Source organism: Mycoplasma milvi, assembly GCF_048284715.1.
GTDB lineage: Bacteria > Bacillota_I > Bacilli_A > Mycoplasmatales > Metamycoplasmataceae > Mycoplasmopsis.
This window is the reverse complement of sequence record NZ_JBLWAH010000002.1, coordinates 109,993-126,866: the sequence shown is the minus strand read 5'-3', so window position 1 is coordinate 126,866 and position 16,874 is coordinate 109,993. Positions and strand designations below refer to the sequence as shown.

Here is a 16,874-nt window from a genome sequence, read left to right as displayed (position 1 = left end):
GCAAAAATGAAAAAGAATTTTTATATAACTACACCAATTTATTATGCAAGTGGTAACTTGCATATAGGGCACCTATATACCACTACATTAGCCTGAGTAATTGCTAACTATAAAAAACTTGATGGTTACAATGTTAAAATGCTAACTGGAAGTGATGAGCATGGTTTAAAAATTCAACAAAAAGCTGCAGAACAAGGCATAGATCCACAAGAGTTTGTAAATAATCTAGTTGCAAAATACCAACAAATGTGACGTGATTTTGATATTGACTATGATATCTTTTCTCGCACTAGTGCTCCAAGCCATTGTGAAAGTGTTAAAAATATTTTTTCATATTTTTTAGATAAGGGCTACATTTATCGTGGTAAATATGAAGGTCTTTATTCAGTGAGTGATGAAGAATTTTTAACTGAAACTCAAGCTATATATAAGGATGGTGCTTATTACCACCCTCAAAGTGGTCACCAATTAATTAATGTTTCAGAAGATTCTTACTTTTTTAAAATGAATCAATTTGCTCCATGATTAATTCAATACATTGATTCACATCCAGACTTTTTAGGGCCAAATAAAATTATTAATGAAATGAAAAACAATTTCTTACTCAAGGGACTAGAAGATTTATCAGTAACTAGAACCAATATTGAATGAGGAATTAAAATTAATGAAGATCCAACTCATACCTTATATGTATGATTAGATGCTTTATGTAACTATATAACTGCCCTCGGCTTTGACGTTAAAAATTTAAGCCAAAGTGTAGAATTTGAACAATATTGAAATGAATCTGAAGTTGTTCATTTAATTGGAAAAGAAATTTCTCGTTTCCACATGATTTATTGACCAATTTTCTTACAAGCTTTAAATTTAAAACAACCAAATAAAATTCAAGCTCATGGTTGACTTGTTACACCAACTGGAAAAATGTCTAAATCAAAAAATAATGTTGTTGATCCATATGAATTGCTAGCAAAATATCATCCAGAAATGATTAAATATTATTTTGCTTCACAAATTACTCTTGGAGAAGATGGAATTTGAGAAGAAAATCGTTTTATAGATGTAATTAATGCTGATTTAATTAATAACTATGGAAACTTAGTAGCTCGTAGTGTTAAGATGAAAGCTAATAGTTTTGAAAATCCATTACACTATCAAGTTTCTAATCTTGCTATAGATCTAGCAATTGAAGAAAAAATAGCTAGCTCACTAGCTAGTTACAAAGCTCACTTTGACGCCTTAGAAGTTGATAAAGCTTTAAAGGTGGCAATTGATCTTTCAAGTGAACTAAATAAATATATTGATGAAACAAAACCTTGAACTTTAAAAGAAGATTTACCACGTTTAGAACAAATTCTTGTTAGATTGTTCAATGGTATTTATGCTGTCTCATTATATTTAGCTCCAGTATTGCCAAGAAAAACTCAAGAAGTGGCTCAAATTCTAGGAATAAATAATTTTTCATTTGATTTAGTAACAAACTGGTCTAAATTTGATAACATTAATCAAGGGAAAGAATTTATTCTTTTTTCAAGAATTAAGAAATAGTATTTATTTAAGCAATACCAAATACTATGTTTAGGAGTATTTAATATGATTTTTGCAAAAGCTACAAGATATATAATTAATCCAGAAAAAATGAAAGGATTCATTGATTATTTATATATCCTAACTAAAAAAACAAGAATGAAAGAAGAAAATCTTTCTTTTGAATATGGTTTAGAGGCTGAAGATAAAGTGCTCGTTATTGAACGTTGAAGTTCAAAGCAATCTTTTGAGGCTTTTAACCAGTTAGAAGAATTTAAAAAAGAATTTGGAACTATTAGAAAAATGTCTAAAACAGTCCAAAATGTCTATGAAATAGAGCTCGCTAAATAATAAAAAGCGAGCTTTTTTATATAATCTGCAAATGTGGAACAAAATGTGGAAATAAATTTTTTCCACAGCATAAAAAAATAAATGCTCTATAATTAATTATAGAAATTGTAACTTGAGCAGGATACAAATTAAAGACTTTTTAAATTGCTCAGACATTTCTTGAAAAATACAAAACACAAAACAAGAGCAAATATTTTATATTTGTTTATTAAGGAGTTTTAATTTATGAATTTTAAATTTAAAAATATATTATTAGGAGCTGCAGGGCTAGTTGGTGTAACAACAGTTGCTCTTTCAGCTGGATGTCATGACAAAAACGATAAGGTTAAACCTGTTGATGGTGATGACAAAGATACAAGAGCTCCATGAGAAATCAACCCTGAATTAGGAACGATTACTTTATTGGGTCAAACTTCTACAATGGCAGAACGTGTTGCTAACTCAGTCGGAAATAAATCAAATACAAATCCAGACGCAGCAAATGCACAATTTGCACAAGAAGTAAAAACAAAAATTGTTATCGGACACACATTTTCTCAAGGTTCAGTACAATCAGTTGGTATTGACCAAATCATTGCTGTATATAATGACCTAGTTCAAAAGAACAAAGCAGCATTTGAAGAATATAAGAAAACTCATGCTGATGATCAAGATGGACTTAACTTTGTTTCGCCAGTTGGACTTTCATTGGCTGCTAAAGAAGTTGATACTAAACCTTTAGGTTCAGGATATTCAGCAGGGGCAAATGCTGTTACACAAGCTGTTCAAAATGGTAACCCTAACTTTGCTGACATTGTTTTAAACTATGCACCAGTTGCTTCAGCATTAGGAAGCAAAAATATGTTATTAAGCTTTAATGACAATGAACCAGAACTTAACTTAGATTTAACAAACTTTTCTAACAACTTTACAGCAATTAATGCTGAAACTCAAAATGTTGATAAACCTTCATCATGAATATTACCTGCATTAAAGAGTACAAATGTATTATCATTAAATGCACCTGTTATGAACTACATTTTAGGAACAATCCTAGAAAATGGTGGTGTTATTAAAGAAGGTGATGATAAAATGACAGCTTTATATAACAGCATTAAAGAAAAAGGTGCTGCAGATGCTTCAGTGGTTTCAGGAATATGAGGAAAACCTGTATCAAACATTAAAGACTTATGTAAAGACTATGTAGTTTCATACTCAATTTTTGAAAATTACAAAGAATTATTAGAATTTGCTAAATTTGCTCAAGGCCTATTTGAAAAATCAGTAAATAATCAAAAACCTGCAAATGCACAAGTTCACATTTTTGGGGTTGACTCAGCAACATCATTATATGAACAAGCTTTATTTTCAATTCTAGATGGTGATACATCAAAAATGATTCAATCAGTAAATCACAACAATGATGGTGTTCAAATTTCATATACAACACTTCAAAAAGATGGTTCAGCTGCTAACCAAGGATCAAAACAAATTTATGATGCTATTAAAGCTTCAGTTGAAGCAGGTGGAACAAAATTATTCCCTGGTGGACAATTCTCATCTAGAGACCAACAAAAACATAAATTTGCTTTCTCAATCGGTTCAACAGCTGGATATTCACACAACTTCGTTAAAGGTGAGATAACAAACTATGTTTTAACATTAAATAGTCAAGAAGTTTCAGCATTAAACTTTAATGATAAGAATGGTAAATTTAGTGATGTTAGAGAAAATTATGGAACAGGTTACCAATTAGTAACATTACCAGATGCTCCTGGTCTTCAAAGCGCACAAGCTGAAACACCTGCTGATAAAGTTACACCATTATATTTATTAGGAAGCAAGATGAACGGAATTTATGCATACAATGCATTAACAGCCACAGCATTAAAGAATACACTTCCAGGTAAATATTCACAAATGTTTGCAACACAAGAAGATCAAACATTATTTGAAGGTGTTGTAAAAGATGCAGCTGTTAACTCAAGAAAAACTATTTCACAAATCGGATTCCTTGTATTACCATATGATTCAAGCAAAGCTGATCAAAAAGCATTTTTAGAATTAGCTAAAAGTAAAAACTTATATGCTGGAATGCTTAAAAATGACTCAAAAGATAAAGTCACATATCAAATTATCTTAGCATTTAAAGATGGTGTTACAGATACATATGCTATCTCAGAATCAGCAAATAAAACACTAGAATCATTAGGATATTCAATTGAAAAGAAATCGCAAGCAAACTTCTTAGGAGAAGATGAATTAATCTCATTACCAACTCCTACAAAATGAGTAAAAGAAAATACTAAGAATGTTGTATTTGGACAAGGTCCTTCTATTATGGGTCTAGTTTCAAACCAAACAGATGAATTAGCAACAAAACAATTCATGAAATGATTAATTACATCTACAACTAAATATGTATTTGACCCAGATGATAAACAACAAACTCAATACACACCAAGAGATTACATTCAAAAACAAATGAGCTATATCTTACCATATGCAGGATTTGAAAATGTTTCTTTAGAAGATGCTACAGCAAGCTTCATTGGAACAAATGCATACTTAAAAGTTGCATTTGAACAATTCAAGAAAGTTGCTACTGACCCTACATATGTAATTTTCGAAGAACCTGGTTCATTAAAAGCAGATTCATATAGAAAACAATTAGACGCTGCATGAGATGGATTACAAACTTCAGTAACAACAGGACAAGCAGTTCAAGACTTTACTAAGTTCGTAACAGAAGCTTCAAAATAATAATTAAAAATATCTATATCTGTCAAAATATAATTTATCGAGAGATAAATTATATTTTCTTGTATGGAGACATTAGGAGAAATATGAAAAAAATAAAAAGCATTTTAATGCTTACAATTGGATGTGGAATGACAGCACTTCCAATTGTTGCTTCATCATGTAGTTTAACAGATGAACAAAGAGCAGATAACATTATTAAGAAAGAGCAATCATTACAAGGAATTAAAACAATAAATGGCCTTGATAAGACTATTGAAATAGAATTTAATTCTTCAACTCCTTTTATAGTTAAAAATGGTGAGATCTCATCGGTTAAAAAATTAAATACAAATGGTAAAGTTGCTCTTGCAAAATCAATTGCCAAATTAACCGAAATGATATCAAACAAAATTGCAGAGTTAGTTCAATTAACTTATACACCTGTCGAAACAACATACTTATTACCAAATAGCAGTACATTTTCAAATTTACCAAAATATTTTAAAGTAGAAATTAAACAACCTAAAGGTGAAACTATTAAATTACTTTATGTTTTATCACAATTCAGCCAAGAATTTGCTGATTGAAAAACAGGTGAAAAATTAGGGGTTAATGAATCACCAAATGAAGAAGTTCACTCTAAAGCTTTAAAACTTAAACAAATGACAGCTATAAATAATTTTAAATACAGCGCTTTAAGTATGGGTGATTACAAAAATGTAAAAGATTTGCTTGTTACTTTATCTAAAGATACAGTTATGAAAATAAACCCAACATTTAGTGATTATTCAACAGCTCCAGATCCAAAAATATTTAAAAAAGTAAATATTGACTGAAGCAAAGTCGACACTAGAAATTACTTTGACGGAAGAATCACAACAGTTTCTGATGGAGATACCTATGCTGTAGAACTTTATGAAGATAAAGATACATTTGAAGGTAAATTCAAAAAAGGATTAAACCCAATTAAAGATAAACATGATCAAAAAAGAGATCCAAAAATTGAACCTAATATTCGTTTATCTGGAATTGATACACCTGAAAAAGCTGTTTCACAAAAATTATCATCACCATTTGAATATGCATTTGCTTTAATGCCTACTCACTTTGCTGAAAAATTATGATCAGAAGATATGAACTATAGAGACCATGTTCGTGTTGCATTCCTAGGTCATGATGCATATGGAAGAACAACAGCTGATGTATTTTTTGGAGAAGACTATCAATATTCATATAATGTTGAAATTGTAAGAGCTGGATTAACACTTCCAATGCCTAGCTCAAATGTTCAAGCTGATGGTTCAAACATTCACAGTGTTAAAGGTTCATACGAAGATCGTATTTATGAACAACTTGCAGGAGCTATGTTTGATGCTATTGAAGCAAAAAGAGGATTCTTCCACTATTTTGCTACCCCAAGTCAAGTCTCAACATTCATTTATTTAGCAAAAAATAACTCTACATATGCAACATTTGAAAACATTTATAAAAAGTGACTTGCAAAGAATGAAAATAAATAACTTTTATTAGTCATTTTTAACCTTAAAAAAATAATTAATGTAAAATTATTAAGTATTTATTTTTCAATCATAAATATGTAAAACAAAAAGAAAGGAAATTAATGAAACTAATTAATAAATTAATTTCATATGTAAAGGAATTATCAACAAAAGTTAGTGAAGATGATTTAAATAGAATCAAAAACTATACAAATCAACTAGCTAACATTGATTCTGAATCATTCCCTGCTATTGAATTAAAAAATCTTAACATAGATTTTGGTGAAACATTAGCTGTTGATAATGTAAGTTTTAAAATACCAGAGGGTAAATTAGTAACCTTATTAGGTCCATCTGGATCAGGTAAAACTACAACATTAAATGCTATTGCAGGTCTATTAACAGTAACATCAGGAAAAATCTTATTCAAAGGAAAAGACGTTACTGACTTTACGCCTCAAAAAAGAAAAATTGGGTTTGTTTTCCAAAACTATGCCTTATATCCACACATGAGTGTTTATGCAAATATTGCATTCCCACTTAAAAATGACCCTGAATGACAAAAGAAATTCTATTTAAATAGAGAAAAAGCAAGAAACGAAATTCAAATCGTATATCTTAAGAAACTTGGGGCTACAGAACAAGAAATTGCAGAATTAAGAAATGCTTTTGACGTTATTATGCTTATTTCAGAAAAATCATCACACAAAGTTGCAGAACTATATGCAAAAATGGTAAATGATTATGAACAAGCACACACTGAATACAAAATTACTTTAGTGCATGAAGATTCTGAGATTTCACTATTAACAAAGAATGTAATCAAAACTAACGAAAAAATTAGACAAGATTCAAAACAAAAAATTAATGAAATCAAGGAAAAATTTGCTTCAGATAAAGCAAATAATTTACTTCCAGAACTACAAAAAGCTGAAATCTTACAAGACTTAGATAAAGCAAACTACAAATTCCAAAAATTAGCTACAGCTGAAGAAATGGAACAAAGAATTATTGAAATCCAAGAATTCGTAAGCAAGCTTTTATTAGTAGACTTCTCAAACTTAATTTTAAAAGACAGAATTAGAATTGTTAAGTTAGAGGAACAAGCTTTAAAAACACTTACAAGATACAAATACTTAATTAAACAAGAAGAAATTGTAAACAGATATGAAGTTCTTAAAGCTCAAACAAAGAAAAACTATTTAGAACAAAAAGCTAAGTTCAATGAACTTTTAAAAACAAATGAAGAATATAAACAATTAGTATCTGACTCAAAAAGATTACCTACTGTTGCTAAAATTCTTTACCAACAAAAAGCTAAAGAACTTGTTGAAAAATATGATGTTAAAAATGTTTTAAAACAAGAAAAAGACAATAATGATTTCTTAAACGAAGAAGAAAAAGCACACATTAAAGAATTAGCAAAAGCTGATATTACTTTAAAACAAGCAATCCACAACGAAGTTATGGAAGTTGCTGCTCGTGTTGAAATTGTTCACATTCTTCAAAAGAAACCAACAAGACTTTCAGGGGGACAACAACAACGTGTTTCAATCGCTCGTGCTATTGTTAAAAAACCTGAAATCTTATTAATGGACGAACCTCTTTCAAACCTTGATGCCAAATTACGTATTTCAACACGTCAATGAATTAGAGAAATCCAACAATCATTAGGAATTACAACAGTGTTTGTTACTCACGACCAAGAAGAAGCTATGTCTATTTCTGACATTGTTATCTGTATGTCAATGGCTAAAGTTCAACAAATGGGTACACCACTTGAACTATACAACAAACCTAAAAACCAATTCGTTGCTAGATTCCTTGGTATGCCAGAAATGGGATTATTCGCTTCTGAAGTTGTTAATGGAAAATTAACAATGGCAGGTGTTGAATTACCACAAATCAAATTAGTTGGAAAAGACAATATCACATTAAATATTGGTGTTCGTTCAGAAGACTTTATTATTAAAGAAAAAGGTCAAGATTATTCATTCAAAGGTAAAGTAGTTGTACAAGAAAACTTCGGAAAAGAAAGTAAATTAGTTGTTGATGTTGAAGGAGCTGGAAGAATTAACTTCTTACTTGACAATAACTATGAATTCCGTATTGGGGATGACATCTTCTTCGATGTACCGCTAGCAAAACTTCACATTTTTGATGCTGCTAGTGAAGAAAGACTACAATATGAAATTGTTAAATAATAAAACACATTTATTTTTACAAAAGAAATTACCTTTTCTTTTTAACTGATCAGTTAAAAAGCAAGCATCTAAGAAATCTACTTTATCACACTCTATACTTGATGAGAGAACTCCTGCTTGAAAACCATTGTTATTATTATTACCTGGTATAGTATTGCTTTTACTATTTACTATTACCCCTATGATAATTAACATTGTTGAATCATTAAGAACCGATTCAGGTAATGTTACTTTAGAACACTACCAAAAAGTTTTCACAGACGCTCGTTTTGCTGTTGGGGTTAGAAACTCATTCATATATGGTATGTTTGTCTTACCATTTGTTATGATTATTTCATTAGTTATTTCTTCTGTTATAGCTAAGTTATATAGAAAATATGCAAAAAGTTTTTGACAAACTGTGTTCTTTATGCCTTATGTAACTAATGGGGTTGCTGTTTCTTTAGCATTCATCCAATTATTCAGTACATACGGATTATTAAACAAAATTTTAGGAACAAATGTTCCATGACTTGAAACAAATGACCAATATACATTTAATGCTTTAGTAGCTATGATTATTAATGGTATTTGAAATGGACTTGCATTCAATATCTTAATCTTCACAACAGCTATGTTAGGTGTTGACAAAAACCTATATCGTTCAGCTTCAATCGACGGAACAAATGGATTTAAACAATTTTTCGCAATTACACTTCCATCAATTAAAAGTACAATTAACTTCTTAGTTACACTAGGAATTATTGGTGGATTAAAAGTTTTCCCACTTGCATTATTTGAAAACAAACCAGAAAATGCCTTTAATGCTGGTGGTGGTTCATTAATGCTTTATGTATACTTACAAACTCAATCAGGTAATATACATTTAGCTGGTGCAGCATCAATTTCATTATTTATCATCGGAGTAACCTTCTCATCAATGGTTAGAGGTGGATTCTTCATGATACAAACAACATTAAATAATCTAGGAGAAAGAAATGTTTGAGTTAAAGTTAAAGCTACGCAAGCACTTTATGCAAAAAAGACTTCGTAAGAACCAAGAAAGAGTTTCTTCACAAGTTACAGAGCACAGTTTAACAAAAGTTATTCTTATTAGCGTACTTAAACTATTGCTCTTAGTATTCTTTGGGGTATTAATTTTATTCCCATTCTTCTACATGATCTCTATCTCAATGATGGATGATTCACAAGCTGCTGCGCTTAAAACCGAATTTAGATTTTTCCCTTCATTTGGTGAAGGTCTAACTTACATTAACGCCGATGGGCAACATGGTCTTAACTTCGTTCCTTGAACTCAAGTTGTATCAAATACATACAGTAGAGCTATGTCTTCAGGATATTGAAGTGCCATGTTATTAACATTCTTAAACGTAATAGTATCTGTTACTTTAAAAGTTTTCATTACATTCTTAATGGGATATGCATTCTCTTTACGTAATTGAAGAGGAAAAGGACTTATTTGATTCTTTGCATTAGCCCTATTAGTTTTACCAGAAGTTGCGTTGCTATCAGGACAATACTTCGTTGTTCTTAAAACGAAAATAGCCAGAGATTATGTCGGATTCCTATTTGCTATCGCACTTCCTTTCACTGCAAGTATTTTTAACACATTAATGTATAAAAATGCTTTCGAAGCTATTCCTGGAAGAATTAAGGAAGTATCACTTGTTGATGGTGCTTCAGGACTTAAATACTTATTTAAAGTTGCCTTTCCAATGGTTGTGCCAACAACATTAACAATCATTATTCTTACAGCTCTTGCTTCATGAAACTCATACTTATGACCATCTATTATTTCTACAATTGCTTCAACTAGATTAGATGTTGTTTCAGTTTGACTATTCAAAGCTGGTATTGACCCAACCGATCCTGACTCAGGAGCAAACGTAATGCAAAACGTTAAACTTGCAGCCAGCTTAATGGTTATCTTACCTATGTTTATTGTTTACTTAATCTTCAGAAAGAGAATCATGGCTGCTATTAGTAGACAAGGTTCAACAATTAAGGGATAATTATGAAAAATTACAAAAGAAAAGTTATTACTTGAGCAATTATTTCAGTGCTAGCACTTATTGCTATTATTGTTCTTTCTATTCTAATTTCACAAGTACAACCATTAATTGATTTAAACGAAAAAGTTACACTTGATATTAAAATCGTTGATTTAGCACAATATGTTAAATCATATTCTATAGGAGGGATAGCATTCGCATGTTTATTATTTGTTATGGGTACAGTAATTACTTACTCAGGATTCAAATCACTTAAATATGTTGAAATGTTTAATTAATATGAACAAAAAAATTAATTTTAAGAAAGCAAAATTATTTTTAGGATCATTTGCAGCTATGGCTATCTTGCCAGCAACTGCAGTATCTTGTTTCTATAGAGATGACTCAACAGTACTTTATGCTGAAAAATTTATTTCAAAAGATGGTAATGGATTTAGCGCTAAAGAACATTTAACAAGCCAAGAACAATACAATAAACCGAATTTAGTAAAATTTGAAAATGATTTAATTACTAAAAGTAAATTACTAAAATATAATTTCTCAAACTTTATTTACAGCCCTCAAAACAGTGTTTCAGTAGACAATAACAACTATTTAAAGGATTTTAAAAATCTTTTTACACCAAACTATAAAACAGAACAATTAGATATTAATCAAGCTAATATCGATAAAATTGACAATGAAGCAATTCGTGCAGATGCACTTAAAAACATTAAAGAATTAAATGCTACATTAGCTGAATATTTAAAAGGTATAAAAGCTAATAAAAAAGAATATAAAGCAATTCCTCCAATCTTTAGATCATTTTCAGGTCTATTAGAAGCTACACAATTAACAACAGATGCTTTTAACTCATTCAAATTCCCAACTGTTAAACCTAACGGTTCAATCGATAAAGAAATTGAAGACACTGAATTAAAAGGATATGTTAAAGGAATAGTTGAAGAACTAAAAAGTTATTCTAGTGTTAAAACATTCAGCTTCCCTAAACCAGAAGATGAAATTACAGAAGCTGATGTTAAAGCAGTTATTAAACATTTCTTACAAGATACACCTTTTTATGCAGAATACTTAATGAATGAAGCTAAATATCCTATAACAACTAAGGATAATGCATCATCAAAAATGTTTGTATGAAACAATGCAACTAAATCAGGTGTATTCAATTACCAAGTTCTTACAAAACTTTACAACACAATTCCATCAGCTGTAGTTCAAAAAACACAAAGAGAATTATTTAATTCAGTTTCAAAATTCGACTTTGCTTCTGTTGCGAATGATGAAGTTGCAGCAACTAAGAAAATCTACAAAATGATGTTTGACAACTACAAGAACTATAATGTTTCATTAGCAGCAGATGATAAACGTGGTATGGCATTAGGATTCGCACCTGAATACTTAATTACAGGAGTTAACCCAGATGCTTTAGATGACAAAGGACGTCCAGTTCAAAACGACAAATACCAAGTTTTCAACACATTAAAAGGTGCAAATGGAACTATTGTTTCTGTACTATCAGAAGAAGAACAAAGAGAATTCCTTGCTCAACCATATAATTTCTTCTGATCACACCTATGATTAGTAAACATTAGTGAACTATATAAGGTTCAAAGCTCATTAAAAAATAGTCAACAAAACCTCGCTAACTTTGAAAAACAACTAGCAGCAGCTAAAACATCAGCTGAAGCCAAAAAAGTTAACAGCTTAATTAAAGTTACAAATGGTCTTATTGCAACTGCTACAGCCAAAATTCAAGAAATTGAACTCCAAATAGACGCAATTAAAACATATTCATCTAGAGAAATTCTTCCTGCATATGAAAATATTACAAAATTACAAGCTAAAAAAGATGCTGGCGAAACATTAACTTTAACTGATTTAAGCTCACTATTTGATAGCCAAATCAACTTTGTAAAAGCCTTAATTACATTAAAAGGTGGAACTGAATTATCAGCTGACTTAGTTGATAAAGCTACAATTAATGGTACAGAAGAAGAACAAACTAAAATCTATAATGAAAGAATTGCTAAATTAAGTGACATTATTAAAGTTATGGTTAATAATGCTACAATAGCTAAAGATTCAATGATTAGTAAGAATGCTATTGTTTCTGCTGGTATTGCACAAAGTTTTGCTAATTTATACAAACACATCACAGAAACAGTTACAAATGTTTATTCACTTGTAGATCTATATGCTCAATTACTATTTGCTAATGGTGGATACCAAGTACAAATTGTTCAAGGTACAAATGCAGCTTTAATTGCTGATTTAGAAACCCAATTAGCTAACACAAAAGTTCAATTTGAAAAAGATAATTTAAATGAACAAATTAAACATGCTAAAGAAGGAATTTACTGATTAGAAGTTTTTGATAAGGCTTCAAATAAATGAGTTGCTTTTGATGTATTTAGAGCTTACTTATCATATAAGAACCCTAATGCATTCCCAACATACGTGGGTGAAAACTATTCAGTAAATAACGCTTTTGCTTCATCACTTTCAAATCAATATTCAATCAATAAAACATTTGAACAAGTAGCTCATGTATCAGCTTCTTTAGAAGTGCAAAATGATTAAGATTTTAATAAGTTAAATATAGTATGCCTAAATAATCAGGGCATGCTTTTTTATACAAAAAAATCACACCTAGGTGCGACTATCCTGCATATGGAGCAAACAGAATTATTGAAATAATAATGTTTACTACAATAATAATAAAGAGTGAAACTTTCTTTTTTGCCATAATATATGATCCTATAATTCCTAATGGAACATATATCTTAAGTAAAATGTTTTTATAACCAGTAAAGTAGTTATTTTCACTAATTCCTACATATCCTTTAGTTGATGAATTAAAGTAGTATTCAGGTACTAAAATAGAAATTAGTAATGAAATAGCAAGTGAAATCATAATTCCGGCTACAATAGGCTTCATAACAATAAGCATGTTTGCTACAAAGCTATTTGTTTTAAATTTCTTTACATATTTCATGGTTATAACCATAACTGCAATGGCGGGGAGACAAAAGACTAAATAAGTAGCAAACATAGCTAAATATCCTCATCAAGCACCATTAGCAACTACATAACCTGTAAAGAAAGCAAACTTAGTTGAAACAACCCCAGGGGTAGTGTTAGCTACTGTAAAAATATTATTAATAGCAGCTTCATCTAATTTATCAACCCCAAATGTTGAATGCATCAAGTTTCATAACCATTGGAAAATAGGCATAAAGACTTGCCCGCCCCCAAATACAGAAAGTGATATAAAGACAATTAAAGGAATACAAACTAAAAGACCAATTATTGGCATTATTTATCCTCCTTGTTTTCAACTTCTATACATTGCATATTGTTTTCAATATCAGCTTCTTCTAATTCTTCTTTAGAGATCTCACAAATTTTATTTTGTTCGAGTGCTTGTTGTTTTGGTGAACTTAATTGTCTTTTCTTTCTAGTTGCTAAATATCAAATACTATAAATACCAATCACTACTACAATAGCAACTACTGGTAAATTATATGGTGCAGGGATAAATAATGAATATCCTGCTGAAAAAAGAAAAATAATTATTCATAATGGAGTAGCCATAGTTTTATGTGCTTGTTTAGCATATCTAACTCCAAAGTTGATTAGAAATGCAATAATAGCTACTAATACCCCAACTGAAACTATTTTTAAATAATTTGCTGGTAAATACTTAGTTAACACAACTAAGAAAGCAAAAGCTAAAAGAACATGCGGCAAAATTGCTACTAAAGTTAAAATGGTTCCTTTTACTTTTCCAAGTAAAGTTATTGCGATATAAGATAAGGTTTGAATTACAGAAGCACCAGGTAACATATTGGTAACTATAACAATATCATCAAATTCTTCTTCTGTAAGTCATTTTTTCTTTCCAACTGCTTCCCTTTGAATAACAGGCATAAGAGCATTTCCACCACCAAAACCGATGATCGTGACTTTAATGATAAAAAGAAAGACTTCTCAAAAGCTAGCTTTGCTAGCAACTTTTGTTTTAGCTGTTTTCATAATATCCTTTCTATTGTATTCTACCATTTGATAAACAATCTTAGTTTTTCTTTTGATGTTATTAGCAAGCTATAAAGGAAAAAATTTAACTTTTTTACCAGATAAAATTAACTTTTTTCTTTCAGCAAATGAAAATATATCTTATTAAGTAATTATCGTAATTTCCTTTATTCCTATAGGATAAAGCTAAAAGTCAAAATATGGAAAAAATGTGGAACAAATATTTTTTCCATGATTTGTGTTAGATGTGTGTTATAATAAACCCATGAAAAAAGAAAGAAACGTGATTACAACTAATATTATTATTACCTTCATCCGTCGTCACTGACATATTATGATGAATGTATTTTAGTTGTATCTGTTTTTGGCTCATATAAATAACAGATTCAACCTAGAAATCTGTTATTGCTAAAGATAAACTATAGAGGAGCTTTTAGTAAAAGTAAATATTTTAGCAGGCATGCGATAATAAATATTGAAAGGATATAAAAGCCGAAGCATTGATGGTGGCAGCCTAGATGCTGGTAGAAAAGCATAAAAGATTTCTACTCTTTGTTTAAAAACATTGGTGCTATAGATTTACAAATTCCAGGGATAAAAAATAATTTTTTGCTATGGGTTTTGTAGGTTTGTAGCCTACAAAACTTTCTTTTTCATATTCATTAAGGAGATAACATGGCAGCTAAACAATATAAAAAATATTCTGATGTACCAACTCAATACCGTTGGGATCTTGAAGCAATACTTGAAGGGCGAAGCCTAGAATCATGGATTACACAATATAAAGAAATATTTCAAGCAAGAATAAAAAATAAAGATACAAAATACAATAACATAGATGCATACTTACAAGATTTAATTGAATCAGAAAAGCAAACTATAATAAGTTATAAAATTGATAATTACTTATCAAATAATCATAACATCAATATAGTTGATCCTAAATTTAAGCAGTTAATACAGGAATGAGAATTCTTAAATCAACAATTAGAAGAGGAATATGGTTCAGAAACAAATCGTTTCTTTGCTCACATTGAGCAAATGAAACAATGAAAAGAAGATCCAAGACTAGCTCTATATAAAAGAGAAATTGAAGACTTTATTGATCAATATTCTCACAAACTTAGCGACGAAGTAGAAGAATATATTATTAAGTCTTCTTTAGGAGAACCTGATCCTCACAACATTTTTTCAATCATAACAGACAGTGAACTTGATTATGGATATATTACACTTTCAGATAAGAAAAGAATGAAAATGAATCCAACTAATCGAGTAACATTTGCTAAATCAAATAATAAAGAAGTTAGAAAACAAGCTTACACTAACTATTGGGATGCTTATTATGCACATAGACAAGTGTTAGCTGAAACCCTTTACCAACAATTTAAAAGTATTGTGGTGGAGGCTAAAATTAGAAATTATCCTTCAGCAGTAGCAATGTTAACTAACTCAGATAAAGTAACGGATGCTATCTTACAAAAACTTTTTGACCAAGTAGCAACCCGTAGTGTAATCTTTAAAAAATATACTCAAGCATATAAAAAGTTTTATCAAGCTAAATTCAAGGAACCAATGCAAAAATGAGATGGCTCAAGAGAATTAGTTGATGTTAAGTCACAATATACTGTAGAGGAAGCCAAAGATATCGTATCACAAGCTACTAAGCCTTTTGGAACTGAATATCAAGCTCAAGTAGCCAAAGCCTTTAGCCAAAATTGAGTTGACTTTATGCCAGTGGATAATAAACGTTCTGGTGCTTACAGTATTGGCGGAACTTATGGAATTGAGAAAAAATACATCTTAATGAACTTCGATGGTAGATTAGATAGTGTTGAAACCTTAGCTCATGAATTAGGACACTCAATGCACTCATATTTCTCTTCTACTTATCAACCATTAGTTAAATCTCAATATCCAATCTTTTTAGCTGAAATTGCTTCAATCTTTAATGAATTAATGTTGTTTGATTATTTACTCAAAAATTCAAATGACGACAAATTAAAATTTAAAATACTAGGAAACATGATCTCAGGCTTCATTGGCACAGTATTGCGCCAAGTTGAATGAGCTAATTATGAATACGACTTATATAATGCAATAGCTGCTGGAAATGCTTCTGGTAGTTATGAAACATTATCTGATATATACTTTAAAAATTCTTTAAAATATAAGAGTGATAAGAAAAAAACCTATAAATACGATGCTAAAGAAAATCTAAAAGCAATTTATGTACCACATTTCTATTATGGATTTTACGTTTATAAGTATGCCATAGGTCAATTAGTAGCTAACTACTTCTTTGCTAAATATCAAAAAGAAGGTACAAGTGCGTTAGAAAATTACATTAACAACTTTTTAAAGGCAGGATGTAAAGACTATCCAATCGAAATTTTAAAAAGTGTTGGTGTTAATTTAGAAAGTGAAGAATTCTATCAATTAGGTTTTGACTATGTAGCAGACTTAATTGATCAATGAATTAAACTCGGAAATAAAATTTTCAAAATCAAAAAATAGGAGGAGCA

General features: G+C 29.9%; 12 protein-coding genes and 1 riboswitch. Of the genes, 10 read left to right on the top strand and 2 right to left on the bottom strand.

Going from position 1 to position 16,874, the window contains the following annotated elements; translation table 4 throughout:
- The first annotated feature begins 6 nt into the window (after positions 1 to 6).
- From metG to ACNQ13_RS01225, 9 genes are all read left to right on the top strand, one after another.
- On the top strand, positions 7 to 1,548 hold the full coding sequence (metG, locus tag ACNQ13_RS01265; protein WP_418035479.1) for a methionine--tRNA ligase: 1,542 nt from the start codon (positions 7 to 9) through the stop codon (positions 1,546 to 1,548).
- 45 nt (positions 1,549 to 1,593) lie between these two features.
- Entirely contained in the window at positions 1,594 to 1,878 is a 285-nt protein-coding gene (locus ACNQ13_RS01260) for an antibiotic biosynthesis monooxygenase family protein (protein WP_416738721.1), read from the top strand.
- Between the two features lie 225 nt (positions 1,879 to 2,103).
- Complete coding sequence (locus ACNQ13_RS01255) at positions 2,104 to 4,620, top strand: P68 family surface lipoprotein (protein ID WP_418024507.1); 2,517 nt, start codon at positions 2,104 to 2,106, stop codon at positions 4,618 to 4,620.
- Positions 4,621 to 4,703: 83 nt separating this feature from the next.
- Positions 4,704 to 6,119 carry a thermonuclease family protein gene (locus tag ACNQ13_RS01250; RefSeq protein ID WP_418033143.1) on the top strand — a complete coding sequence of 472 codons (1,416 nt, stop codon included), beginning with the start codon at positions 4,704 to 4,706 and terminating at the stop codon, positions 6,117 to 6,119.
- 101 nt (positions 6,120 to 6,220) lie between these two features.
- Complete coding sequence (locus tag ACNQ13_RS01245) at positions 6,221 to 8,302, top strand: ATP-binding cassette domain-containing protein (RefSeq protein WP_418024511.1); 2,082 nt, start codon at positions 6,221 to 6,223, stop codon at positions 8,300 to 8,302.
- Complete coding sequence (locus tag ACNQ13_RS01240) at positions 8,286 to 9,335, top strand: carbohydrate ABC transporter permease (protein ID WP_416754838.1); 1,050 nt, start codon at positions 8,286 to 8,288, stop codon at positions 9,333 to 9,335. Before ACNQ13_RS01245 ends, ACNQ13_RS01240 begins: the two co-directional genes overlap by 17 nt.
- Positions 9,280 to 10,314 carry a carbohydrate ABC transporter permease gene (locus tag ACNQ13_RS01235; RefSeq protein ID WP_418024513.1) on the top strand — a complete coding sequence of 345 codons (1,035 nt, stop codon included), beginning with the start codon at positions 9,280 to 9,282 and terminating at the stop codon, positions 10,312 to 10,314. Before ACNQ13_RS01240 ends, ACNQ13_RS01235 begins: the two co-directional genes overlap by 56 nt.
- A gap of 2 nt (positions 10,315 to 10,316) precedes the next feature.
- A complete protein-coding gene (locus ACNQ13_RS01230; RefSeq protein ID WP_416754841.1) occupies positions 10,317 to 10,592 on the top strand; it encodes a hypothetical protein in 276 nt (91 codons plus the stop codon).
- Position 10,593: 1 nt separating this feature from the next.
- Positions 10,594 to 12,894 carry a hypothetical protein gene (locus ACNQ13_RS01225; protein WP_418024515.1) on the top strand — a complete coding sequence of 767 codons (2,301 nt, stop codon included), beginning with the start codon at positions 10,594 to 10,596 and terminating at the stop codon, positions 12,892 to 12,894.
- Between the two features lie 79 nt (positions 12,895 to 12,973).
- Here ACNQ13_RS01225 and ACNQ13_RS01220 read toward each other — a convergent pair whose 3' ends face one another.
- Positions 12,974 to 13,630 carry a chromate transporter gene (locus ACNQ13_RS01220; RefSeq protein WP_418035478.1) on the bottom strand — a complete coding sequence of 219 codons (657 nt, stop codon included), beginning with the start codon at positions 13,628 to 13,630 and terminating at the stop codon, positions 12,974 to 12,976.
- Complete coding sequence (locus ACNQ13_RS01215; protein WP_416741938.1) at positions 13,630 to 14,349, bottom strand: chromate transporter; 720 nt, start codon at positions 14,347 to 14,349, stop codon at positions 13,630 to 13,632. Before ACNQ13_RS01215 ends, ACNQ13_RS01220 begins: the two co-directional genes overlap by 1 nt.
- 414 nt (positions 14,350 to 14,763) lie before the next feature.
- A riboswitch (Lysine riboswitch) is annotated at positions 14,764 to 14,931 on the top strand.
- A gap of 93 nt (positions 14,932 to 15,024) precedes the next feature.
- Here ACNQ13_RS01215 and pepF point away from each other — a divergent pair.
- On the top strand, positions 15,025 to 16,866 hold the full coding sequence (gene pepF, locus ACNQ13_RS01210; protein ID WP_418018626.1) for an oligoendopeptidase F: 1,842 nt from the start codon (positions 15,025 to 15,027) through the stop codon (positions 16,864 to 16,866).
- Positions 16,867 to 16,874: the final 8 nt, after the last annotated feature.